This is a genomic window from Hallella seregens ATCC 51272 (genome assembly GCF_000518545.1).
In the GTDB taxonomy this organism is placed as follows: Bacteria; Bacteroidota; Bacteroidia; order Bacteroidales; family Bacteroidaceae; genus Prevotella; species Prevotella seregens.
In genome coordinates this window covers 103,872-127,419 of the sequence record NZ_JADU01000011.1, presented here as the reverse complement: position 1 = coordinate 127,419, position 23,548 = coordinate 103,872, and the positions used below count along the sequence as shown (strand labels likewise).

Below are 23,548 nucleotides of genomic sequence, written 5' to 3'. Positions count from 1 at the left end.
CTTATCCTTGATGACCTGTTCCTTGTGCCTCTTGACGCCAGGGAACGGCCCATACTGCTCGAAATTATCGAAGACAGGCATGAACGGAAATCCATCATCATAACCTCACAGTACCCTGCGTCCAACTGGTATGACATGGTGGGGGACCCGACAATAGCAGATGCCATTCTTGACCGTATCATTCATACGGCGCATACCATAGAATTATATGGCGAAAGCATGCGTAAGTTAAGGGCTAAGAAAAGCCAGAGTATCTAAAAGGGTAAAATAAAATTGACCCCTGCACCAGAACTTTACAAGGGTCAATCATGTTGTGGCCAACAGGAGCAAATTCTACTTGGTCAAAGGGGTCAAAGCAGAGTGGCTTTTCCAGTGTAGTGAGACGTGTTTCATTTCATTAGATTGTTGTTGTAGCCATGTGGCAAGAGCCTGTTTCCACGCCTGTCTGTAGGCGAAGGCGATGTTGCCGACCCATCCGTGTCCGCCCGTAGGGAAGAGCAGGAGGGCTGCTGGTACGTTATTAGCTAGCAGCGCGTTGTAGTATTCCATGCTGTTACGCACGGGCACCGTCGTGTCGTCGGTGCTGGCGGCAATAAATGCCGGTGGTGTGTCGGCTGTCACTTGTAGCTCGTTGCTGTAGAGCCGAACTTGCAGTTCAGATGCGTTCTTGCCGATGAGGTTGTCGCGGCTGTCCTTGTGTGTGAACGCCGGGTCGAACGAGATGACGGGGTAGAACAGTATCTGAAAGTCTGGCCGCTCTGCTTGGCTGATGTAGTGGGTGGCAGCGGTGGCTGCCAGGTGTCCTCCTGCCGAGCAACCCTGTATGCCGAGCCGCTTGACGGCAAGCTCCTCGCTGTGAGCTTTCATTATCTTCATGGCGCGGTAGACATCGCTCACCGGCACGTCGCAGTGGCCGTTTGGCAGACGGTATTTCAGCACGGCGTAGGTTACTCCGTGGCTGTTGTACCAATTTGCCATGTTGTGGCCCTCTGTCCCTTGCCATACGTGTATGTAGCTGCCTCCCGGACATGCTATCACTGCAAGTCCGTTGGGGTGTTTGGGCACGTAGACTGTCAGCACGGGCTTTGTCACGTTGGCGACATACAGCCCCAGGTCGGTTTCCGGTGCCGTAATGCCGTTGCTGTTTGGCGCTCCGTCCGGCCACAGGTTGAATTGTTTGACGCGACTCGTGTATTCGAGCGTCATGACCGTTCCGTCCTGGGCACATGCCCACAGACAGATGAACAGCATAAGGAGCGACAGTGTGGTCTTCTTCATTAGATTATAATTTTTTCAACAGTGGCTTTCAATGTTGTTTTATTATCATGCAGTCGATGTCGGGCATACGCTGGCTGTCGTTGTGGAGACGCACCGTGTTGTCGCTCTTGTTGAGGCGCAGTGTTGCAGAGACGATGGCCACGTGTCCGTTGTGTGTGGCAACTGTGTTGAGGTGTGCCTGCTCCTTTCCGTTCACATCGACGGTGAATGACGAGGCTTTGTCGTACTGATAGTGCAGTGTGACGTGGTAGTCTCCGGCTTTCGGTACGTTCACGTTGCGCCACACGAGGTCGTTTTTTGCGCTGCCGCCGAGCCATGTGGCTTTTGCACCGCCGTGACATTCGGGTGCCTCTTCGTAGGTGCCGGTCATGGCAGCCTGGTTGTTTACCAGTTCCTGGTAGTCGCTGATGTAGCCACATTCGCCTTCGTACACACTGCGCGTGAGCCGTTTCTGTGCCGTGGCGCGGTAGATGCGCGTGGCGTGGGGCGGCAGTTCCACCTTTAACGAGTGGGTGTGTGTGCCTATGTCGCGGCGCTCGAAGAGGTCGCGCAGTGCCGCCTTGCCGTCGAGGTCGAGCGATGTGAAATCAACGGTTACGGTCTTTGTCTCTTCCGTGGGGTTGTACACGGCGAAGGCGCGGGTCTTGCCGTTGTGTCTGTAGATGTCTCTGACCAGCACGTAGCATCCGTTCTCTTTGCCTACGACGTAGGCTTGCTGTGACAAGGGGTCTTGGTTGAGGGCTATCAGTTCCTTGTTTTTCAGCAGAGCGAGTGTCGCCGGCTTCAGAGTGCGCATGTCACAGCCGATGAGCAGCGGCGAGTTCATGATGCACCACAGGCTGAAGTGTGTGGCGTCTTCGTCGGCGCTGAGGCTTCGTCCCACCTCAAGCATGTCCATGTCGTTGTAGTGTCCTGGTGAGCTGTAGGCCGACAGGTAAAGGTTTTGGTGTATGATGTCAGCTACAGACTCCCAGTTGTCGGCTATGTCGTGGGTGGTGCGCCACGACAGTGCCACGTCGCTCACCCACGTACCGGGGTAGTCCCATCGGCACACATTGAGTCTTGCTCCTTTCTTGCCCGTCGCCTTTATGGCGTTGCTGATGGCGGTGTATCTCTCCTTCTCGTTGAGCACGGTCTTGTCGAAGTTGGTCCAGTCGGTGCCGCCGCAGAAGTCTACCTTTATGAAGTCAAAGTCGAGCGTCTTGAAGAAGAAGTCGGCGTCTTGCTGGTCGTGGCCGTAGAGCCCCACGTCGTGGGCTATGGTGTCGTTGCCCCAAAAGTGGCCGCATGTGTTTCTGCCTGCGTCGGAGTAGATGCCGGCTTTCAGTCCCTTGCTGTGTATGTAGTCGACCAGTCCTTTCAGACCGTTGGGGAAGCGCACGGGATGTATAAGTAGCAGTCCGTCTGACATGCGTCGTCCGCCGAAATATCCGTCATCTATATTGATGTACTTGTACCCTGCGTCGCTCAGTCCGGTAGATACCATAGCGTCGGCTTGTCCCTTTATGATGTCGTCGTTGATGTTCAGCGCGAAGGTGTTCCACGAACTCCAGCCCATAGTGGGGGTGTCCTGTGCGCTGGCGCTTAGGCCAGCAAGGCACAGGACTGAGAGAAAAAGTCTTTTAACCATGTGTTCTACCAGATGTGATAAGGTAACGTTGAATAACATTCATAGCTCGACTTGTCGCTTTTCACGAATACCCGGGCGTAAAGGGCGTGGTATTTGTTCTTCATTTCGCTGAGGTTGATGGTGAAGCTCACGTCGCCAGCCTGTCCGTTACCGGTCTTTGAACCTTTGTAGTTTGCCATGTCTACAAAATAGGTGTTGTTGACCAGCACGCCCATCGACTTTATGGTTGCCTCTTCGTCGATCTGTGACACGTGGAATGAGGCTGTAAGGGTGTTGGCAGACTCGTTGTATGTGTAGTTCACATTGGAGATGGTGAAGTAAGGTTTCACCTCCAGGTCTATCTCTTTGTTGCCAGTGACGGTGATGCGCATGGTGTCGGTCTGCTCCCACGGACCTACGTCGCGCTTGGTGATGATGCGCTTTGCGCCGGGGTAGACGTATGTAGAGAATGTGCCGTCCTGCTTCACATTGACGTCGAGTGCCGCTTCCTTGCCGTAGCCAGACTCCCATACCTCTATCTGTACGGTAGGGGTGAGTTGGTTGCTGCCTGAGCCGCGCACGCCGATTACTTCGCCGTTGTAGCATATCTTGCCTGTTATGTGACAGTATGGGGCTTCCATGTTGTCTGCTGAGCAGCTGCCAAGCAGTATGGCTGTAGCTGCAATGAACAAAGTATGGAAAATAGTTTTCTTCATAAGTGCTAAGTCTTTAAATTGAAACTGTGTGTTGTATCAGCGCTTTCGCTATGCCGACGGACAGGGGTGAGGTTGTCATAACCCTGCCGTGGCGTGACGATGTGCGCTTTTAAACGTTGATTATTGATACGGGTTCTTTACCAGTTTGGGGTTGTTGGCAAGCCATGAGGCGTCGAGGAAGTTGTAGTAGTTCTTCATCTCGAACTTGCGGGCGTTCACCATCTTTGAGTTCTGTACTCTTTGGAAAGCCCATTTGCCGTTTTCTGCGCTGCGGGGGTCTTTCACTCTGTAGGTGAACAGACTCCACTGTGTGGAGTTCTCGTTCTCGCCGTCCCATACGATGTGGGCACGACGCCAGCGTTTCAGGTCCCAGTAGCGTTGGTTTTCAAGCGGAAATTCCACACGTCGCTCCTGCTCAATGTCCAGCAGGGTGTATGAGGGCAGCGGGTTGAGGCCGGCGCGCTCGCGTATGGAGTTGAAGCAGGGCAGACCTTCGCTCATCTTGCCTAACTCGAGTTTGGCTTCGGCGTAGATAAGTACCACTTCCGCGTAACGCATGCGTATGAACCACACGTCGCTGCCTACCGATGCCTTGCGGCCATTTTCCGTCGGGTCAAGGTATTTGCGGAAGTTGAAGCCCGTAGTGTTGTCCCAAGCTCCTGCGCTGGCGCGTGGACCGTTGACAGAGGTTATGATGTCGCCATCGTCGTCGGTAGTGCCGGCGGCTGCGGTCTTTGTGGTCCATACGTACTTCTTGCCTTTCTTCTGTAGTTTAAGTTGTCCGGTCTGGTAGACCATCTCTTTGCCGTCTATAATGTCGCCAGGGCCCATGATGGTGCCTTTCAGTCGCGGGTCCTTGTTGGCAAACACGTCGTTGGCATTGTCGTAGAATATGTATTCGCCGCTGGCGTCTGCTATCTTCAGGTGACCGTCACGGTTGTTGGTGTATTCGTATGCCTCGACGAGGTTGAGCAGCGGTGTGTTCTCGTTGGCTGACGAGTTGCCTGTGAGCTGGGGCGCCGACGATGATGCAGACCAGCTGTGTACGGCGTCGGGGGCAAGGTAGTCGCGTGCCCATATCACCTCCTTGTTGCCACTCTTGTCTACGAACAGTTTGTAGAAGTTGGTCGCTTTGTCGGCTTCCTTCTTATAAAGCTCAAACTTTTTAGAGTCTATTATCTCCCACGCTACCTTTTCTGCTATGTCGTAATAGTAGTCGGCTTTGTCGGCAGGGATGCCAACCTCGCCGCCAGTGGTGACGAGATCGGGAGTGACAAGGTTGTTGTATTTCGCCAGACTGGCTGCTGTTATGGCGGCACGGGCCTTTAGTGTGAGTGCCGCATATTTGCTGGCGCGTGCTTGGTTGGTGCCACCGTTGTCGGGAAGGTTCTTCGCGCACTCGTCACATTCGCTTATTATGTAGTCGTAGATGCCCGCTTCTGTGTTGCGTGCTATCTGCATCTCGGCGAGATCGTCGTTCACTGTGAACACCTTGTCGCCTACTATAGGCATGCCGCCAAGGCCGCGGGCCATGTAGAAGTATGCCCATGCACGGAGAAATCGTGTCTCGTACTCATATTGTTTCTTGTCTTTGTCGATAAGCACACTACTCTCTCGCACGCTGGCGAGGAACTGGTTGAGATTGCGAATCAGTCCGTAGGGATAGAGCCGCCACAATGCTGTGGAATAGGATGTGGAGGAGTTGGTCTGGAAACAAGATGCTTCGTCCAGCTCTCCCCATGTGCCTTGTGTGGTGGAGAAGTCGCCGAAGTTTTGGAAATTTGGTCCGAAGTCTACCTGATTGTAGAAATTTGCCATGACGGACTTGGTCATTGCTTGGTCGGAGAACACATCCTTGTCAGAGAATATAGTGTCTGACTCTCTGTCGAGATAGTCGGAGCAAGAACATGTCAGTGCCAGTCCGCAGACGAGAATCCATGAAAATAGCTTATATTGTCTCATGTTGTTTTCTAAGTGGTTTAATATGTAAAATTCTTTAATGCTAGATGGTGACATGAAAATGTCAGAACGTGATGTTGAAACCGATGTTTACAACGCGCGTGGTAGGATAGCTTGAGCCTTGGACTGTGGTCAGTTCGGGGTCAAGTCCGTATTTGTGCATGTTGTCAAACGAAAACAGGTTCTGCATCAGACAGTAGACGCGCACTCGGTTCATGTATATCTTTTTCGACCATTTCTCGGGTAGTGTGTAGCCAATTTGGAGGTTGCGCAGCTTCAGGAACCACATCTCTTCACTCCAGAACGTGCTTGCTAAATAGTTGGAGTGGCCGTTGTTGCCGTAGAGCATGGTAGGATATTTGCCGGGAATGAGTTCGCTTTTGGCGTTCCAAGGGTCTGACAGACTCCACTGGTTGCCCATGTAGTATTGGAACGTGTTGCCGTCGCCGTGGAATGGGAAGCGCGCTTCCCAGTTGAAGTACTTCGTAAAGAATGCCATTCCAGCAAAGTCGGCGGCAAGATCGAAGCCTTTCCATGCCATGCTTAGGCTGAAGTTGAAGTTCAGAAGCGGTGTGCGGCTGTCGTCACCCTTTGCAGAACCGTCGTAGCCCTTGTGTCCGATAGGCTTCTGGTCGTCGTAGGTGATGATGCCGTCGCCGTTTACATCTTCATAGATGAGGTCGCCAGGGCGGAGTGTACTGTTGCCCTTGCCGTCGATGTCTACAGGGTAAGCGGCTATCTCTTCCCATGACTTGAACTGGCCGATGCAGTTGAATTCCCAGCTCGCACCGTAGTAGCGGTGATGCTGGTTGTACACATAGTAGTTGCGTGAGTTGGTGAATGCCGGCTTGTACTGGTTCCATGTGTACTCACGGGCGTATGTTATGTTTCCGCCAACAGAGTAGTAGAAGTCGTTGATTTTGTCCTTCCAAACGAGTGAAGCGTCAAACCCCTTCACCATATCGGAGTTCAGATTCTCCTGCGGCCAAGAGAAACCAATCTCTGAAGGCACTACGATGTCGTAGCGGGAAGCAGGCAGTCCCTTGCGGAGACGTTGGAAATAGTCAATGCTACCGCTAAGTCTGTTGTCTAGGACAGCAAAGTCTAAGCCCACGTCGAAAGTATGTGCTTTAAGCCATGAAATCTCGGTCTGCGGCAGATTGCGCACAGAAGAGGTGGTGATGATGGCGCCGTCAAGGACTGCAGTGCCTGTGTTGTAGTTGTAACCACTTAGGTATGAGAATGCACCGTAGTCCGAAATGTTGTCGTCGCCGAGTATACCATAAGAGACACGGAGCTTGAAGTTGTCGATGTAGTCTTTCAGGAAGCTGTTCTTCCAGAACGCTTCTTCGCTTGCACGCCAGCCTACAGAGACGGAGGGGAAGAAGCCCCAACGGTGTCTGGGGGCAAACTTCCATGAACCATCATAACGTGCTGCCATCTCAAGCAGATATTTATGCTTGTATTCATAGTTAATGCGCCCCATGTAGCCAAGGCGTGCTGACGCGTTCTCGTTCCACTCGTTGAAGTTGCGTAGCTCGTTGAAGTAGCCCACCTTCAGGGCGTCCATGGCAGGGAATCCGCCGTAGGAGACGCCGGGATTGTTGTTCAGATATGACTCCATACCTGCGAATACATCAAGTGTATGTATGTCGTTCCAGTTGTGTTTATAGCTTGCGCTGACTTGCGTGTTGATGGTTTCAATGTATTGCCAGCGGCTGTTGAAGTCGCCGGAGTATGTCTTTATGATGCTGTATGAGTCGGTTCCTTCGTCGTAGCTGTAGAGATTGTAGCCGCGTGAGCGTGACTTGTAACGCTCGTTGCTGTTGAAATATGACACCATGCCTTTCAGGACAAGGTCTTTTAACGGTTCCCATTCTGCCGCGAGGTTGCTCTGGAACACTCGCCAGTAGTCCTTGGCACGTCCTGCTTTGTCAAGAGTGAGGTTGGCATAGTTGGTGTATCCGGCGCAGCCACACATTGCCGGGTAAAGCGGATTGTTGTTGGCGTATGGGAATTGCGTAGGGGTGTTGTTCACGACAGCGTATGTTAGAGTCCAGTATTCGTCGTTGCCGTGGTATCTCATGTTAAAAGCCGCGTTCTTCTTTTCCTCTACACGTCCGTTGATGCGTGCTCTTATGCGGAAGTTGTCAGTAATGTCGGTGTCAACGTTCAGTTGTATGTTCGAACGCTTGAAGTTGCCGAAGTTTCTTGCCATGGACTCCTGTTCGATGTGACTGGCTGCCACATAGTAGCTTATCTTGTCCGAGCCGCCGCTGGCACTGATTTCCGTGTACCACTGTGGGGCGGAGTCTTGCCAGATGTAGTCTTTCCAGTTGAATCCTTTTTTCTTTCCGTTGACGTAGGCGTTATATTCCTCTTTTGAGTATTTGGCTGTTTGTCCTGCCAACGTGGTTGCCTGAACGCTTGCCTTTACGTAGGTTGATGCGTCTGCCAACTCCGGAAAGCGGAACATGGACTGCCATCCATAGTAGGAGTTAAGGTTTATCCTACACTTCTGGTTTCTCTTGCCGGACTTGGTAGTTACGACAACAACGCCGTTGGCAGCACGTACACCATAGATAGATGCGGAGGCATCTTTCAGGACAGAAATGTTCTCAATGTCGTTATAGTCGATATTGTTGAATTGTCCCTCATCCATCTGTACACCGTCTACAACATAAAGAGGCGTGCCCATGTTACGTATGCTTATGCTTGTCCATTGTCCCGGTCGTCCGTCGCTTTGGCGGCTGTTGATACCTGGAATCTTTCCTGCCAATGCTCCTGATGTGTTTACAGCAGCCGATCGTGCGATGTCTTCGCTCTTGATGTTTGATATGGCTGACGTCAGCGACTCTTTCTTTATGGCTCCATATCCTACCACAACGACTTCTTCAAGGGCTTGGTTGTCTTCTTGCAGCACAATGTTGAGCGTTCCGTTTTGAGCCTCTGCAGCGCGTACAGTCTTTGTTACATATCCAATCATGGAGACGGATATGGATGCGTTCTGCTTTCCAGAGAATGTGAGAGAGAACTTTCCGTCGATGTCGGTTACGGCGCCGCTTGACGTGCCTACGACCTTGGCCACTGCTCCAATCAGCTCTTCTCCGTTGGCGTCGGTTACACGTCCGGTCAATGTTTGCTTTTGCCCAGCTTTGTCTTGTAATACTTGTCTCGTGTTCGGACTGTAGGACATTGCCATTGCTTGCGTCTCTTGGCCGAACGTCAAGGAGATGCATAATATAGAGGCAATGGCTACATATTTTTGTCGGTTATAACTCATAGACTTTGGTATGTTGGTTGGCCGTTTTCAAAGACGGCTTGGTTGAAATGATTGTAAGAAAAAGAAGTGTGAGACTCCCAGCCCTTTGCCGAAGAGCCTCACACGGTTGTTTTTTGAGTTAATTACTTGTTGCCTTTAAGCCAACAATTTGTTGCTTTTAAGCTGATTGTCTGTTGTTTATTTGTTATTTGCCTGTTACCTTAACAGAAGAACCATCGGCGTACTTCACGATGTTGACCTGTCCGCGCTGTATGCCGTTGACACGCTGTCCGGCTATATTGTAGATAGCCTTGACGGTCTTGGCTGTGTTGGTTGTTGCAGAAGTGATGCCTGTAGCCTCGCCGACCTTTGTCTTTGTCACCATAGACGGCATCTTGTTCTTGCCAATACCGATAACCGTCACAGTCTCGCTTTCTACTGCATCGCCGTCAGCCAGCTCTACAGACCATGCGCCATTGCTGATGGTTACGGGTTTTGTTATGGTCTCGCTGAGTGAACCATAGATGTAAACAAAATCCAAATCAGCTTCGCTAGTGCCTGCAATCTTGGCTGTCGTACACTCTGTAATCTTGAGCGGGGCGGTTTGGTTAGCGAAGAACGGAGTCGTGCCTTCTGCAATCTGCCATTTGCTCATGTCCGTGAACTTGAAGTTGCTGAGTACAAGCATCTCTTCGGGAAGTAAATCTTTGGTGTCGTAGGTGGTGGGGTCGTCGCCGTCGCCCATGCCCATAGATACGCCGTCACCATTGTAGTATGTGTGTGACACGGTGATGCCTGGCCAGTTGCGGCCGCAGATACCGGCAGTCTTCACATCGTCGGTGCCTGTTATGACGCCTGAGAAGTAGCAGTTTTCAATAGGGCCATTGAAGTTCACGGCGCAAAGACCGCCGTTCCAGTTGTCTGTGTATACATCGTGAGTCCACTGTCCTGTGGCCTTCACATTGCCTGTAGCGTAACTGTTGGTGAGCTTTCCGCGAAGTGCATTGCCGCCGAATGAACCTACGCACTGGCCTGAGCAGTCTGCAAACACGGCGCAGTTGGTGATGTGAGCGTTTTCGCAGTTCCAATTAGGCTGTGCCAGTACGCCGCCTATAGTGCCAGTTGAAGAAGAAACAGAACCGTACACCACGCAGTTTTCAAAGGCGTAGTCCCACTTGCTTGCACCGTTGTAGAAAGCGCAGATGCCACCGGTGTTTGCCGAACCAATAACGCTACCGTGGAAAGAGCAGTCCTTGTAGCGTCCGCCACCCTCGTTATCGCCGGATATACCGCCGACAGTTTCTGTACCTTCCACAGTCACATTGAAGGCGCGGCAGCCAATGAAGTTGCCGGCAGCGACGCCCGCAAAGGCTCCTACGCTTCCCAGAGCTTCGATTGAAGAGTCGTATATTTCACAATTCTCGATGTTGCCTCCCAGTACTTCCCAGTTGCCGTTGGTAGAGCAGAGAATGCCTGACCAGTTGCCGCCGACAATGTTGGCATATCTCATCTTTACGTTCTTGATGACACCGGGGGTGTTAAGTCTTGCGAAGAGCCCAACGCCGTTGGAGCCACTCTCTACTGTGTAGTTGTCGATAAAGTGTCCGTCGCCGTCGTAGACGCCAGTAAACGTGGCGATAGGATTGAATGTTACGCCGTTGAGGTCGATGTCAGCAGTCTGTATGAAGTTAGACGTGGTGAAGTCGGTCACAGCTTGCAGTTGCTCAGCTGTTGCTACCTGATAAGGGTCTTCAGTTGTTCCTGTACCGCCAGCAAAGCTTTGTGCTGACATGGTCAATGTTGCTCCTAAGAAAGAAGCGAGGAGAAAAAGCTTTTTCATATTGCTTAGATTTTGTTAGTATGTAAGTGATTTGCATCACCATTGATTAAAACTCATTATTTCAAGTATTACAATTCAAACATTCAAGTCTTCAGACTTATTACTTTAAGTCTTCAAACTCATTACTTCAAGAAAATCTTCTTTCTATCTCTGATGTATAAACCCTTAGTGGGCTTTGCTATCTGTTGTCCGTCAATGTTGTAGCATTTCCCGTTGTGTTGTGGCTTCACGTTCAGTTCTTCAATGCTGTTTGTGGTGCTGAAATGGAAGTCGTAGACAAGTTTCAGGTCGTCGGTGTTGTTGGTGAACAGATGTTTGTTGTCCCACCCGAGTACCGGCTCGCTTTCAACGAGCACATTGTCGAAAGTCACATCGTGTATGAACTTGTCGGGAGTGCCGTTTGGATATCTGTCCATAGGCACTGTCTGATGCCATCCCTGGAACAGAATGTCGTTGGAAATGTTACCGCCCGTGTTGTTCGGACAGATTATGTTGCGATAGGTTATGCCCTTTATTTCGCCTGACCACGACTGATCTCCCTGCAGGGTACCGTACCAGAAGCTGTCTTTGAACGACACACCGATGAGGCGTTCGCACTTGTTTATATATATGTTCTCATAGAGTATGTCTTTGAAATAGGTGCCGTGGAGGGCGCAGATGTTGAGGGCTGCGCGGTCGTCCATAGATCCATTCAGTCCGATTCCGTCAAAGGAGCAGAGCACTTCGCTATTGGTAAACCTTATGTTCTCGTAGTAGCATGTGGTCTCGGCGCCTATGTTGAAGCCGCCGTTAGCTGAACTCCATATCTGGAAGTTGTTGAACGAAAGGTTCTTCTCGGGCGGAGCGTCTTTCGGGTCGCCCGAACACAGGCCCTTGACCGCAATGGCATCGTCGTTGGCACGTACAAAACAGTTGTCGAAACTGAGGTTATGACAGCCCTGGAAGTCCATGCCGTCGGTGCTGCCGCCATATACGCAGATGACCTTTATGTTCTTTATCGTCATGTTGCTGCTGTAGGTATATGTCGTCTGCCACCCTTTGATTCTGTAGCGATAGAATACCGGTCCGTCAATCTTGCCCTGCGTACAGTTGTTCACGTTGAGCTGTGAGCCACTGCCGTCGTCGCTTTGAAACACTATGCCGTGGCCCTTTATGGAACTGCCCGCGCCGCTGATGGTTATCTGTCCTTTCAGTACCGCGCCGCCGGCAATGTAGATGTTGCGTCCGCCAGACACCGTCACACTGCCGTTATGCGTTTTTGACAGGTCGTGATAGCCTGGTCCGAAGTAGTAGGTCTTTGTCCCGTGGTCGTAGAAGTATCCGCCCTTGGCTTTCTTCTCAGGGTCTACGGCAGGCTCCTCCTCGTCAGCGTCGTTGAAGAAAAGGTGCAGCACGTCACCCTTCTGATAGTCGCCGTTGAGCACGAGTGTGATGTTCTGCTGCGGCTTCTTTATCTTGAACTTCAGTATACGGGAGTTCAGTTCCTCCACGTCGTATATGTCGGCGTTGTGGGGCAGTATGTCGTAGTCGCCCAGTTCCTTTCTGCAAGACACTACAATCTCTGTTGGTGTGTCTTTTCTGATGTCTACCACTCCGAAGTTGCCAGTGCCTCCCCATTCGTTCTTGGCGCAGTACAAACCGGTGTAAGCCTCTTTGTTTACCAGCACGTTGAAGCGTGGAGAGAGGTCGGTAGCCGTCATTTCGTTAGGCCGTGCAAATGTCTTGAAGCTGCCGTCGGCTGCGGTATGGTTTGTTCCCTTGGCGTTTGTGGTAGACCATACCTCATAGTCTATGGCGTCTGCCGGCTGTGCAGCAAATGCTGACAAGACTAGGGAGATTATAAATAAAGACTTTATTCTCATATATCAAATAGATGTTTATGGTTTCGATAATAGTAAATAACTCTGTTGCAAAAGTCCGAAATATCCGTGAAACGATATATAAAATTTGTCTTGTTGAATATAAAAAACTGTTATTTTGCTATTTTTATACAATTTTTCAAATTTTTACATACACTCCATTGATGCGTGTTTTTGATTCTGTGGATAAACCTTGTAAAGCGCAGTTTGCTGCATGGTAGCTCCGACGGCTTTGTTGTCAGAATTTCAATTCTTTCTTGAGGTCATGTCCGATGGCAGGTTCGAGGTCGAAATGTGGCGAATCGGCGCTTTGGAGTCTCTTCCCGTTGATGCGCACATTGGCGAACTTGATGTTTCTAAGGAGCTTGTCGGGTGTGCCGTCACGATGCCATTCGTAGAGCAAGACCTTGTTGTTGAGTGGTCCGTTGTCTATCTCGAACGAGCGTATGTTTCTGAACGTCACATTGTAGACGCCTCCTTCTCCCGTCTGGTCACCCTCCAGCTGTCCGAACCAGAAGTCCTGTCTGAAGCCCAGACCTATCAGGCGTTGGCAGTGATACACGTCTATGTTCTCAAACAACAGGTCGTGGAAGAACGTGCCATGGAGTGAACAGATGTTCATGGCGGCGCGTTCGTTGAGGTTGTTGTGGTGTACAGGATCGTCGTAGGAGAAGAGTATGTCGGTGTCGGTGAATCTGATGTTGTTGTATTCGCGGCAGTGGGTCTCGGCGCCTATGCCGAAAGCGTTGTTGCAGTCGTTCCATAACTGCAGATGGCTGAAGCGCAGATCGGTGACCGCCACGCCTTCTGACGGCTTGTGGTTGCCCAGTCCCTTGATGGCTATGGCGTCGTCGTTGGCGCGTATGAAGCAACTGTCTATGGTGCAGTGCGATGAGTTGACGATGTCTATGCCGTCTACGCTTGCGTAGTGGGGGTTGAATATCTTTATTCCCTTCATTCTTACGTTGTTGCTACTGCCTACAATCACTTGCCACGCATGCCACGCATGACCGTGCACGGTGATGTCTTCCACTGCGCAGTGGATAGAATTGTCTACAGTGACCATGGATGTCTGGTTGTTGCATACCATTCCGTTGCCGTAAATCTTTGCTCCGTTGCCGTCTCTTATAGACAGTCTGCCGTTGACGACAGCTCCCGGTGCGAGGTATATTTTCTGTTCGCCGCTGACCGTAAGGGTTGTAGAGCCGGTGAGTTGCTTAAGGTTATAGTAGCCGGGACCGAAGAGATGGGTCTTTGACGGCTCGTCATATCTGTAGCCTGTGGGCTGCGCTTCCTCTGCATATCTGTTGCAAAACAGGTGCAGGACGTGGCCTTTGCGTGGACAACCGTTTATGACGAGGGTCTGTTGCCAGTCTGCCTTTTTCGTCGTTATCTCTATCTGACGCTTGCCTTTCTGCTTCACCTTGCAGTCTTTAGGCTTGGGCAGCAGTTCAAGTGAGCGTATGTCTTCATCCAGCCTTACGCTGATGGTGACTTCTTCACCGTCTTTCATTTCGAAACTTCCGAAGTCGATGGTGCCGCCCCAGAATGTGCTGTCGTTGTAGAGTGCCACCTCTTGCCCTTCGACCGTGACGGCGAAATGGCGTGGCAGCGGTTCCATGAACGGGTATCCGGCGGGTACGGGACTGGTTCTGACGTGTTGGGCTTTGGCGGGTAGCAGACCAAACAGCAAGACGGTAGCCAATAATGTGATGTTTCTCATTTTGTTATATTTGCAAGATAAGTGGGTCTTGTTATGAAAAGTCTCTTTACTTCACCTCTTGGCCTAATCTCAGCGTGTTGCCGAGGTCGTCGACACGGAAGATATGAGCCCGTTCGTTGCCGCTGTTGGGCGAGTGCAGTACGATGCAGAGCTGGCCGTCGAAGGTGCGGAAGAGCATGCCGTGGCCACCGTCAGAGGTGTATAGCGGCTCAGTCTGCTGCCGCCAGGGGCCTGCCACCTTGTCCGTCGTAGACTTGGCGATGCCTGTGGCGTAGTCTTTGCCGTGGAAACTCGACCATATCATGAGCAGTTTGCCGGTGCGTGTGCGGTAGAGAAAGCATCCGTCGGTGACCACTGCGCGTGGCATGTCGGCTGCCTCTGTAGCCACACCTGTAGCCCATGGCGCTGCTGTAGCGTTGAAGAGCATCTGCGGGTTGCCCACCGTGTGTGAGAGATCGGGCGACATACGTATGAGATTCATGGTTCCGTCGCACACTTGTACCCACTCGTGGCAGTATATCATGTATGGTATGCCGTCTTCAACCCATAGCGTTCCGTCGAGCGCCATCTCGTCGAGAGGCGTCTGCTGGTGCTTCGTGAGGGGCAGGAACGGACCAGTCGGCGTGGCGGCGCGGAAGATTTGAGTGCCGCGCCATTTGTATTCGGCCCAGCCTTCCACGTTGTTTTTCCATTTGATGTCGCTGTTCACGGTGGCGAAAGCGTAGTATTTGCCTTTGTATTTGTGTACCTCAGGCGCCCAGATTACGCCCGTGCTCCAGTTGTCGGAGGGCAGGGTGAGCACCTGCTTGGGTCCGTGCCACTGCTTGAGGTCTTTGCTGCGATACACCTCGATGCCTCCCGTCTCCTTGCCGTCGGCGTTCTTCGCGTTGTGTGTGCGGTAGAGATAATAGGTCGATGACGCCTTATCGGCGAGGATGTAAGGGTCGCGTATCTGCAAATCGGTTAGTGACAGAGTTTTCTCTTGCGCCACTATGGCGAGCGATGAAAGGCAGAGTAAGACTGTAATGCTGCTTTTTCTCATAACTCTTGATGTTAATTAGTGAGTGATATGTATGTGTCTTGTTGTCTTGTCTGGTTCCCGTCGCGCTCTCAGCGCTTCTGGTTGCGGAATTCGTTAGGCGTCATGTTGTACTGGTCCTTGAAGCATTTGGAGAAGTAGGCGGGTGAAGAGAACCCGACTTTGTAGCCTATCTCCGCAATGGTGAGTTCTGTTGTGCGCAGCAACTCACGGCTACACTCCAGCCGAATCATTCGTATGTGCTCGACAGGAGCCTGTCCTGTCAGGTTCTTTATCTTCGCATAGAGCTGCGCCCGGCTCAGATTCATCTTTGAACTGATGTCTTCGATGTTGAGGTCGGGGCTTGAGCAGTTCTCCTTTATGCAGTCCTGGAAGCGTTTGACGAACTCCGACTCGCGCGGAGTGGCAAACATTTCGAATTTGTTGTCGTCGTGGGCAAACGACTCGCGCAGCAACTTGCGGTTGGCAAGCAGATTTTCCACTCTCGCCGTGAGCACCTCTGCGGAGAACGGCTTGGTGATGTAGGCGTCGGCACCGTTGTCGTATCCCTCAATGTAGTTGCTCTCGAGCGACCGCGCCGTGAGCAATATCACGGGTATGTGGCTGGTTGCTGTTGTCGTCTTCAGCTTCTGACAGCATGTTATTCCGTCCATTACGGGCATCATAACGTCGCACACCACGATGTCCGGAATCCAGTGGAGCGCTTTCTCATAGCCCTCCTTGCCGTTGTAAGCCTCCTGGCATTCGTACTCGTTACCAAGTATTACGCGCACATATTCGCACATGTCTTTGTTATCGTCGATAATCAATACGCGTGGCTTGCTGGCTCCTTGTATGTTTACTTCCTCCAACATCTTGTCGTCGTCCAGTAGCTTTTGCTCCATCTCTTCGCGTTTTTGGGCTATGGGCATGGTCACGGTGAAGGTCGTTCCCGAGCCTACGGTGCTTTCCGCACTGATGGTTCCGTGGTGCAGTTCGACAAGCGACTTGGTGAAAGTCAGTCCTAATCCTGTGCCCGATTGGCTGCCAGGCGCTTGATAGAAGCCGTCAAATATTCTTGGCAGCACGTCCGGGGCAATGCCTTCTCCCGTGTCGCACACCTTCAGCGTGAACGTGTCGTTGTCGGAAGTGAGCGACAAGGTGATGCGTCCCCCGTCGGGTGTATGTTTGAAAGCGTTGCCGAGCATGTTTACAACGATGCTTGTCATCTTCTTTCTGTCTGCCTGGCCCCAGAGAGTACGTGTCTTTTCGTGGTTGAACTCAAGCGAAATGTTTTTGCTGATGGCGTGGTTGCGGAAGTTGTCGGTCCAGTCTTTCAGTGCCTTGACAAGCTCAAACTGTTCTAATCGCAGCTCCATCTTGCCGTCCTGCACCTTTCTGAAGTCGAGAATGTCGCTTACAAGACTCATGAGAGTGGACAGATTCTTGCTCGCAACGTCAAGCAGACTATGGCGTTGCGCCTCCGTCAGCCTTTCGTCGGTGCGCAGTTTCTCTATCGGTCCGGCAATAAGTGTCAGCGGAGTGCGGAACTCATGGCTTACGTTGGTGAAGAAGTTGAGTTTTGTCTGCACCTCTTCCTCTATCTGTTGGTTGAGCAACAGCAGGCGGTTGTTGCTCTCAAGCAGTTTCTGTGTCTGTATCTCTTTCTCTGCATATTGCTTCTTTATGGTGGCGTGCAGCTCGTGTTTCTTCTTGAACGAGCGGTATATCGTGACGCAGTAGATGGCGAGTGAGATGACGAGTATGGTGAGTAGCAGTGATATGCGCAGTCGCAAGGTACTCTCTGTTTGTGACATGTCTATCTGCACACGCATCGACTGTATCTGCGAGTCAAGCCTGTCGATTTCTATATGTTGCTGCAGTATGGTGGAGACGTTGTCGCGGTCGACAACGCCGGTAGGCAGTATCTCGTCCCTTGTGTAGGGTTGTCGGTTTATGATTTTCATGGCAAGGTCTACCACTTTGTCGCCTCTCGTAGGGTAGACGAAGCTTGCCGAGATAGAGTTTTTCTTCACTTGTTCGATGCCGGACGGTTTTTGGGCGAGGGCGTCGATGCCGATAACTTTCAGCAACTTGCCCTTGGCAAGATAGCGGCTCTGCAGTTTGTAGTTGACCATACCATCGCTATGGTAGAACACCACGCTTATATCGTCGTGCATAGCGAGCGCCTTGTCAACTATAGCCTCGGCAGTCGGGTAGTTCCAGTCACCGTGTGGCGAGGCAACTACCTGTACTTGTGGAAAGGCTTTCAGTGCACTAATAAATCCGCGGTGGCGTTCTTCCGTGGCGAGGTCGCCTGCTTTGCCCTGCACCTCAAGCACTTTGCCGCCTGTCGGCATCAGCATGCGTCCGATATATTCGCCTACCGACCGCCCTATTTCCTCGTTGTCTGCGCCTATGAATGCCGTGTACTTGCAGTTGATGCTCTTGTTGTCTACAAGCACTACCGGTATGTTGCGGTCGTAGCAGCGGTTTATGGCGTCTATAACTTCCTTTGTCGGTATGGGCGATATGATGAGTAGGTCAATCCCTTCCTTTACTAAGGAGTCTATTTGGTGTACCTGCTGCGAGCTGTTATTGTTTGACGACACGGTGGTGACATTCAGATTCTCATATCTGAACGACGCGTAGTTTATCTCATTGGCAAGTTTTTCCCGCCACGAGAACTGATGGTAGAGCACAACTCCGATCTTTGTCTTCTTATCATTGCTGCCGCAGGACAGCAGCATGGTCAAAGATAGCGCGGCAATGAGTGCGTGCGTGAAAAATGATTTATTGCAGTATGGCATAAGCATATGGTGAATATATGTCGTATAAGTAATAGAAATATCGTGAAAAGAGTATTGTCAAGGAGGTTCGTATGAGTATCGTCTGTTAGTGAACTATAGTGCAAATATCATAAAAAACGGCTTAACGGCAGAAGTGAATAAGCAGAATTTTATGTTTACAAGACATTTTTTATGGATTTCAATTGATTTTTTATATCAACCTGGCCACAAGGCAGAGATGGACGTTGCCCCAGCTGATATTGACATCGACTTCATTCTCGATGAAAGAGCCCGCGAGATGGCAGGCGAGTACAACCGATGGATGGATCTTAAACGTACAGGCAAACTCATAGAGCGCACGAAGAAATACAACAATCTTACGTCAAGCAAGGGGAGCATGGACGACCATATCCTCGTCAGACCAATTCCACAGTCGATTATCGACCAAACGACAGGTTATTTCCCACAGAACGCAAACTATTGATACAGTAAGATGTATTCCTGCTAATAATTAGGTTTATAGTAAGTTTTTAAAGAAAGGGAGACGCGTGATGCGCTTCTCCCTTAATGTAAAGACATCAGTATGAAGTCACTTGTTCTTTTAGTATTCACTTTACTCTGTTTGCATGGATTTGGGCAAACCATAGTCAACGGCGTGCCATGGTTCGACCAGAATGGCAATACTGTCAACGCCCACGGTGCGGGCATCATTCGTGATGGCGGTCGCTGGTGGCTTTTCGGCGAATATAAAAGCGACACGACCAATGTCTTCCCTGGGTTCGGTTGCTATTCTTCCGACGACCTTGTCCACTGGATTTTCGAGCGCGTGGTGCTGCCCGTACAGAAGGATGGTATCTTGGGGCCGCAACGTGTGGGCGAACGGCCGAAAGTGATGCGGTGCCCCAAGACGGGAGAGTATGTGCTCTTTGCCCATGCCGACGACATGAAGTATACGGATCCGCACACGGTGGTGGCCACCTGCGTTACCATTGACGGTGACTACCGGCTTCGCGGCACGCTGCAATACAAGGGCAAGCCTATTCGTAAATGGGATATTGGCGTCTTTCAGGACACCGATGGCCGCGGCTATTTGCTATGCCATCATGGTCCCATTTATAGACTCAGCGATGACTATCTGAGCGTGGACACGATGATTGCCGATGTGATGGACATAGGTGAGTCGCCCGCGATGTTCAAGAAAGACGGCATCTATTATCTGCTCACGTCGAACCTGACGAGCTGGGAGCGCAACGACAACTATTATTTTACGGCCACCAATATCGCCGGTCCCTGGATGAAGCATGGCACGTTTAGCCCTAAAGGCACGCTTACATGGAATTCGCAGACGACATGCGTGCTGATACTGCCCGATGGTACACCAATGTATATGGGCGATCGATGGAGCTATCCCCATCAGGCATCATGTGCATCCTATGTATGGTTGCCTATGCAAATAGATGGAGACAGCCTGTCTATCCCACAATATTGGGAGACATGGAATCCGCATACTCTCAAGGCCATCGACATGCTGTGTGGTGGCAAGCAGTTGTCAATGGGGTTTGACTCCAACAAGCCGGGTGAATCGGTGAGTATACAGTTCAGAGGTTGCCAGGCTGCTATCACAGGCAAAACCGACCGTCACGGCGGCTATGCCCTGGTTACCGTGAACGACAGACGAGGTAAGACGGTGTTCTCCTCGCTGGTCGACTGCTACAGTCTTGTGCCCAGTGAGGGTATCCGTCTCCTCACGCCCGTACTGCTCTATGGCTGCTACCGCATCACCGTAAAAGTAACAGGCGACCGTCCTAAATGGTCGGACAAGCGTAAGAACAATTACGGTTCTGACGATTGCCGTGTAAGAATAGATGCGTTGTATGTATTCAAGGCACCGGTTCATTAAAGGTAGAAATTAAAAAGTATATGAACTTTAGAGCGTTTTTCATCAATCTGCTTCTCCTGACCATGTCTTACATAGGAAAATCTGCGTATCAGCAGAGTCTGGGAGAAAATGACTATCCTGTTTCTTATCATTCTAACAAACGGGTTTATTTTGCATCCAAGTGGTTTTGTTGCAGCCAATTTGCAAACAGGTCGGCCAGCACGTTATTGTTGAAGTCTTACATCAGGAAGTGCGTGTTGCCGCGTATACCGAGCTTGGGCAGCTCCACGAGCGTGGCATTGCCGCCATGACGATTGATGCAATCGACGAACTTGCGGCCCATTTGCAGTCGCACGCGCCAGTTTTCGTCACCGAGATTCTTGCTTGGCGTTTCGGGGATGTAGTCGCCGAAATACATCACGACGGGTATTTGCGTGAGCCGTTTGAACTGTTCCGCCGGCACGGGAATGCCCTCGCAGCCACCCGTCAGCCCGTCTATCTTTGCCGGTACTTCCCCCTCGGGGAATACATACACGCCCGGCTCGTAGGCGGCGACGGGAATCCATGAACAAATACCAGCGGCAACTGTTTGGCATCTGCCGGTATCTGGTAATCCACGAAAGCATGGTTTACGCGTGCACTCTGTCCCGTTTCCACTTGCGTGGCCCAGCCCACAAACTTGGAGTTGTCGTAGCTTCCCTCGCGTTGCAGGGTCTTGCCGCCGACAGAGAAGTGTCCCTGACGGGCTATCGAGAGTGGTTGTTGTGCCATTGCACTTGCCGAGAAGAGCAGCATGACAGCTGCCAAAGAGTTTTTTATCTTCATTGTTTTTCTTATTTTTGAGGGTTATTGTTATCTGTCTATATTCTTTTGCGCCTCTGCCGAATAGTGGTTGCCTTGCAGCGTGATGCTGTCAAGCGCCTCGTTGATGTCCCGCATTTCCTTTTCTGTATATACCACTTCGGCTGCAGCAATGTTGTCCGTAAGATGTTTCAGGCTTCGGCTTCCGGGAATGGAAACGATGAACGGCCGTTGCGCCTTGAGCCATGAGAGGGCCACTTGGGCAGGTGTGACGTGCTTGCGCTCGGCTATCGACTTCACTAAATCTACGATTACCATGTTCGCCTCGATGTTCTCCTGGGAGAAGCGCGGCACGGTGGAGCAGAAATCGTTGGCGCCAAACTTCGCGTCTTTGGTGATGCTGCCCGTGAGGAAACCTTTGCCCAACGGACTGAACGGTACCAGTCCGATGCCCAGTTCCTCCAGTGTGCCGAGCAGTTTCTGCTCCGGCTCACGCCAGAACATGGAGTATTCGCTCTGAATGGCGGTTAGCGGCAGCACGGCATGGGCACGGCGAATATTGGAAACGCCGGCTTCCGACATGCCCCAATGCAGCACCTTTCCCTCCTTGACAAGCTGGGCCACGGTCTCGGCCACCTCCTCGATGGGCGTATTCTTGTCCACCCGGTGCTGATAGTAGAGGTCGATATGGTCGGTGCGCAACCGCCGCAACGAGCCCTCCACACTCTTGCGGATGGTCACTGGACTGCTGTCGAGTGTCTGCTTGAAGTCTTTGAGCTGTATGCCGAACTTCGTTGCAATCTTCACTTCGTTGCGGATAGGCTCCAACGCCTCGCCCACAAGCTCCTCGTTGATGTAGGGGCCGTAGCATTCCGCCGTGTCGAAAAAGGTTACATCCAACTCGTGCGCCTTGCGGATGAGCGCAATCATTTTGTTCTTGTCCCTTGCCTCACCGTATCCGTGGCTCATTCCCATGCAGCCCAGTCCGATGGCCGACACCTCGAGGTCTTTACCTAATGTTCTCTTTTCCATATCCATTATTTGTTATTTTGATTTAACTTGCTTGCAAAGAAGCCTTGAATCTTGGCTGTTATCTGGTTCACGTATTCGGGCACGTAGTAGGTTTTGATGTACGTGGCCCCCGGAATGATGAGCAGTTGCTTGTCGGCCGTGCCCGTTGCCTTGGCGAATGCCTCCTCCGACATGTAGCGGCTGTCGGCTTTTTCGCCGGCAATCACGAGCAGCGGCTGGCTGATGAGGTCTGCATGGTCGGTGGCATCCCACGCCATCATGTCCATGAGCGAGCTTTTCAGGTAGCTGCCCGGCGCGTTGGACGTCTTGTGCGTGACGGCATAATAGAAGTAGCCCTCACGATAAAGGTCCACCTTGAGCCGGCGGGCCTCGTCGGGCGACATGTTTGCGAAGCCCATCACCTCGGGCGCCACTCTCCCCCTGATAGCGGGCGTCGAAAGCGATGGCGACGAAGCCGGCCTCGGCCAATCGCTGTGCATAGAGCCCCGCCACCTGCTCTTTGCTGCCTTTTACACAAAACTCCACTGTTCGGGCCAATTTTTCAGAAAATGAAAGGACGACACGAGTTTCGACGAAACACATTGGGCTTGCAATATAATAAAATAATGTGTAACTTTGTGACTAAAATCACTGGAAATATGGAACTGACTTACCAACAAATACCAACAGGATGGCCGCTGTGCTTCCTGAAAGAATGTGTGCGCAAGGGCGAATGCCTACGCTATCGAGCCGGTCTTGCCATTCCCGCCGACCTGCAACAGACCCTCTCCGTCACCCCGTCTGTGCTGAAAGGCCCCGTGTGTCCGATGTTCAGAAAGATAGAGACCATGCGGGTTGCCGTGGGCTTCAGCCGTATATTCAGGGAGGTGAAGCAGCGGCATGCCCCCCAAATGCGTGCGGAGCTGACGGCCTATCTTGGCGGCAACGGCACCTACTACCGCTACTTGCATGGCCACCGCGCTCTCTCCCCCGAGCAGCAAGCGTGGATAGCCGAATTGTTTCGCGGTTACGGCTACACCGAAGAAGTGGTCTTTGATGCCTACGAAGAACGTTTCCGCTTCTACAACGACTGACGACCAAGGCGTTACCGCACATTGGTAATAGCATTACCACATGCCGGTAATGGCATTACCGCAGGCTGGTAATCCTGTTACCACGCTTTGGTAACAATGCGTTGCAAGGCATATCTTCAAGGCGCAAGCATCGGTTGGTGATGTTTCAGACGGTTTGCCTTGATGCTTTCTGCCGAAAAATGAAAGGAAAACCGACTTTTGTGTAAGGCCGGTTCCGTTAGTTCTCCGTATCTTTGCATGGACAAACAAAAGACGAAGCCGTATGAAAAAGATTTTATCGCTTGCATTGATTCTGCTGGGTGCGCTGGGCGCAAGTGCCTGTACACCGGCTAAAAAGGAAATAAGGGAGGTTGAAAGCATGAATCTGCAAACGCTCGACCGCATCGACAATAATCATATGTTCTCATTGAAAGCGGGCGAGATGGTGATTATCGGGCTTCAGCAATTGATGGAGAATACGCAGTGTTCTGTCGATTTGGATGCAATGTGTATCTACGTAAAACAGGATTTCTTGGAGCTTTGCACGCCACGCAGCAATTATGGCATCAAAGGTTCGTTGGCTCTTTATTCCTGTCCGATGATAACTTTCGAGAATGATTCTCGGAATAAATAGACTCTGTATGAGTTTTTTAAGCATGTGTATGTTTTTATAACAACTGTGATTGACTCATAAATGGTAGAGGAAAGAATTTTCCATGGATGCCGGGCTA

The 23,548-nt window shown here is 51.4% G+C and carries 19 protein-coding genes; 5 read left to right on the top strand and 14 right to left on the bottom strand.

The genetic code is table 11. The features are described 5' to 3' along the window. The coding region (locus L888_RS0105300) for an ATP-binding protein (protein WP_027952125.1) at positions 1 to 258 on the top strand (258 nt) is incomplete at its 5' end. Between the two features lie 75 nt (positions 259 to 333). Here L888_RS0105300 and L888_RS13420 read toward each other — a convergent pair. The 10 genes from L888_RS13420 to L888_RS13415 form a co-directional block, all read right to left on the bottom strand. Then, a complete protein-coding gene (locus L888_RS13420; protein ID WP_084567340.1) occupies positions 334 to 1,278 on the bottom strand; it encodes an alpha/beta hydrolase in 945 nt (314 codons plus the stop codon). A gap of 28 nt (positions 1,279 to 1,306) precedes the next feature. Continuing rightward, positions 1,307 to 2,908: an alpha-galactosidase gene (locus L888_RS0105290; protein WP_044248706.1), complete on the bottom strand. Its 1,602-nt coding sequence runs from the start codon at positions 2,906 to 2,908 to the stop codon at positions 1,307 to 1,309. Between the two features lie 5 nt (positions 2,909 to 2,913). After that, the gene (locus tag L888_RS0105285; RefSeq protein WP_084567339.1) at positions 2,914 to 3,603 is read right to left on the bottom strand and encodes a DUF3823 domain-containing protein; all 690 of its coding nucleotides are present in this window, start codon (positions 3,601 to 3,603) and stop codon (positions 2,914 to 2,916) included. A gap of 120 nt (positions 3,604 to 3,723) precedes the next feature. Next, complete coding sequence (locus L888_RS0105280; RefSeq protein ID WP_027952122.1) at positions 3,724 to 5,565, bottom strand: RagB/SusD family nutrient uptake outer membrane protein; 1,842 nt, start codon at positions 5,563 to 5,565, stop codon at positions 3,724 to 3,726. 61 nt (positions 5,566 to 5,626) lie between these two features. Next, positions 5,627 to 8,698 (bottom strand): SusC/RagA family TonB-linked outer membrane protein, encoded by a 3,072-nt coding sequence (locus L888_RS0105275; RefSeq protein ID WP_052323278.1) that lies wholly within the window; start codon positions 8,696 to 8,698, stop codon positions 5,627 to 5,629. A 331-nt stretch (positions 8,699 to 9,029) separates the two neighbouring features. Next, complete coding sequence (locus tag L888_RS0105270) at positions 9,030 to 10,616, bottom strand: GLUG motif-containing protein (RefSeq protein WP_169732668.1); 1,587 nt, start codon at positions 10,614 to 10,616, stop codon at positions 9,030 to 9,032. A 170-nt stretch (positions 10,617 to 10,786) separates the two neighbouring features. Then, on the bottom strand, positions 10,787 to 12,490 hold the full coding sequence (locus tag L888_RS0105265; RefSeq protein WP_156924984.1) for a glycoside hydrolase family protein: 1,704 nt from the start codon (positions 12,488 to 12,490) through the stop codon (positions 10,787 to 10,789). Between the two features lie 271 nt (positions 12,491 to 12,761). Then, positions 12,762 to 14,246: a glycosyl hydrolase family 28 protein gene (locus L888_RS0105260; protein ID WP_156924983.1), complete on the bottom strand. Its 1,485-nt coding sequence runs from the start codon at positions 14,244 to 14,246 to the stop codon at positions 12,762 to 12,764. A gap of 46 nt (positions 14,247 to 14,292) precedes the next feature. Beyond that, on the bottom strand, positions 14,293 to 15,288 hold the full coding sequence (locus L888_RS0105255; RefSeq protein ID WP_027952117.1) for a glycoside hydrolase family 43 protein: 996 nt from the start codon (positions 15,286 to 15,288) through the stop codon (positions 14,293 to 14,295). Positions 15,289 to 15,356: 68 nt separating this feature from the next. Then, positions 15,357 to 18,074: a hybrid sensor histidine kinase/response regulator transcription factor gene (locus tag L888_RS13415; protein ID WP_075261845.1), complete on the bottom strand. Its 2,718-nt coding sequence runs from the start codon at positions 18,072 to 18,074 to the stop codon at positions 15,357 to 15,359. 217 nt (positions 18,075 to 18,291) lie between these two features. Between L888_RS13415 and L888_RS13410 the strand changes: the two genes are divergently transcribed. Both L888_RS13410 and L888_RS0105240 read left to right on the top strand, forming a co-directional pair. Continuing rightward, positions 18,292 to 18,537 (top strand): RagB/SusD family nutrient uptake outer membrane protein, encoded by a 246-nt coding sequence (locus L888_RS13410; protein WP_044248712.1) that lies wholly within the window; start codon positions 18,292 to 18,294, stop codon positions 18,535 to 18,537. Positions 18,538 to 18,636: 99 nt separating this feature from the next. After that, entirely contained in the window at positions 18,637 to 19,953 is a 1,317-nt protein-coding gene (locus L888_RS0105240; protein ID WP_027952116.1) for a family 43 glycosylhydrolase, read from the top strand. A gap of 217 nt (positions 19,954 to 20,170) precedes the next feature. Here L888_RS0105240 and L888_RS15060 read toward each other — a convergent pair whose 3' ends face one another. From L888_RS15060 to L888_RS0105225, 4 genes are read right to left on the bottom strand one after another with little or no spacing between them, the layout of a single operon-like run. Continuing rightward, positions 20,171 to 20,467: an alpha/beta hydrolase family protein gene (locus tag L888_RS15060; protein ID WP_052323275.1), complete on the bottom strand. Its 297-nt coding sequence runs from the start codon at positions 20,465 to 20,467 to the stop codon at positions 20,171 to 20,173. Beyond that, positions 20,428 to 20,757, bottom strand: a complete 330-nt coding sequence (locus L888_RS15055) for a hypothetical protein (protein ID WP_390182670.1) — start codon at positions 20,755 to 20,757, stop codon at positions 20,428 to 20,430. The genes L888_RS15060 and L888_RS15055 overlap by 40 nt, the downstream gene beginning before the upstream one ends. Positions 20,758 to 20,784: 27 nt before the next feature. Then, entirely contained in the window at positions 20,785 to 21,765 is a 981-nt protein-coding gene (locus L888_RS0105230; RefSeq protein ID WP_027952115.1) for an aldo/keto reductase, read from the bottom strand. 5 nt (positions 21,766 to 21,770) lie between these two features. Beyond that, on the bottom strand, positions 21,771 to 22,163 hold the full coding sequence (locus L888_RS0105225; RefSeq protein ID WP_044248703.1) for an alpha/beta hydrolase: 393 nt from the start codon (positions 22,161 to 22,163) through the stop codon (positions 21,771 to 21,773). 240 nt (positions 22,164 to 22,403) lie between these two features. Here L888_RS0105225 and L888_RS0105215 point away from each other — a divergent pair, with 240 nt between their 5' ends. Further along, positions 22,404 to 22,838 (top strand): DUF6078 family protein, encoded by a 435-nt coding sequence (locus L888_RS0105215; protein WP_015310337.1) that lies wholly within the window; start codon positions 22,404 to 22,406, stop codon positions 22,836 to 22,838. A gap of 262 nt (positions 22,839 to 23,100) precedes the next feature. Continuing rightward, a complete protein-coding gene (locus L888_RS0105210; protein ID WP_005846230.1) occupies positions 23,101 to 23,451 on the top strand; it encodes a hypothetical protein in 351 nt (116 codons plus the stop codon). Positions 23,452 to 23,548: the final 97 nt, after the last annotated feature.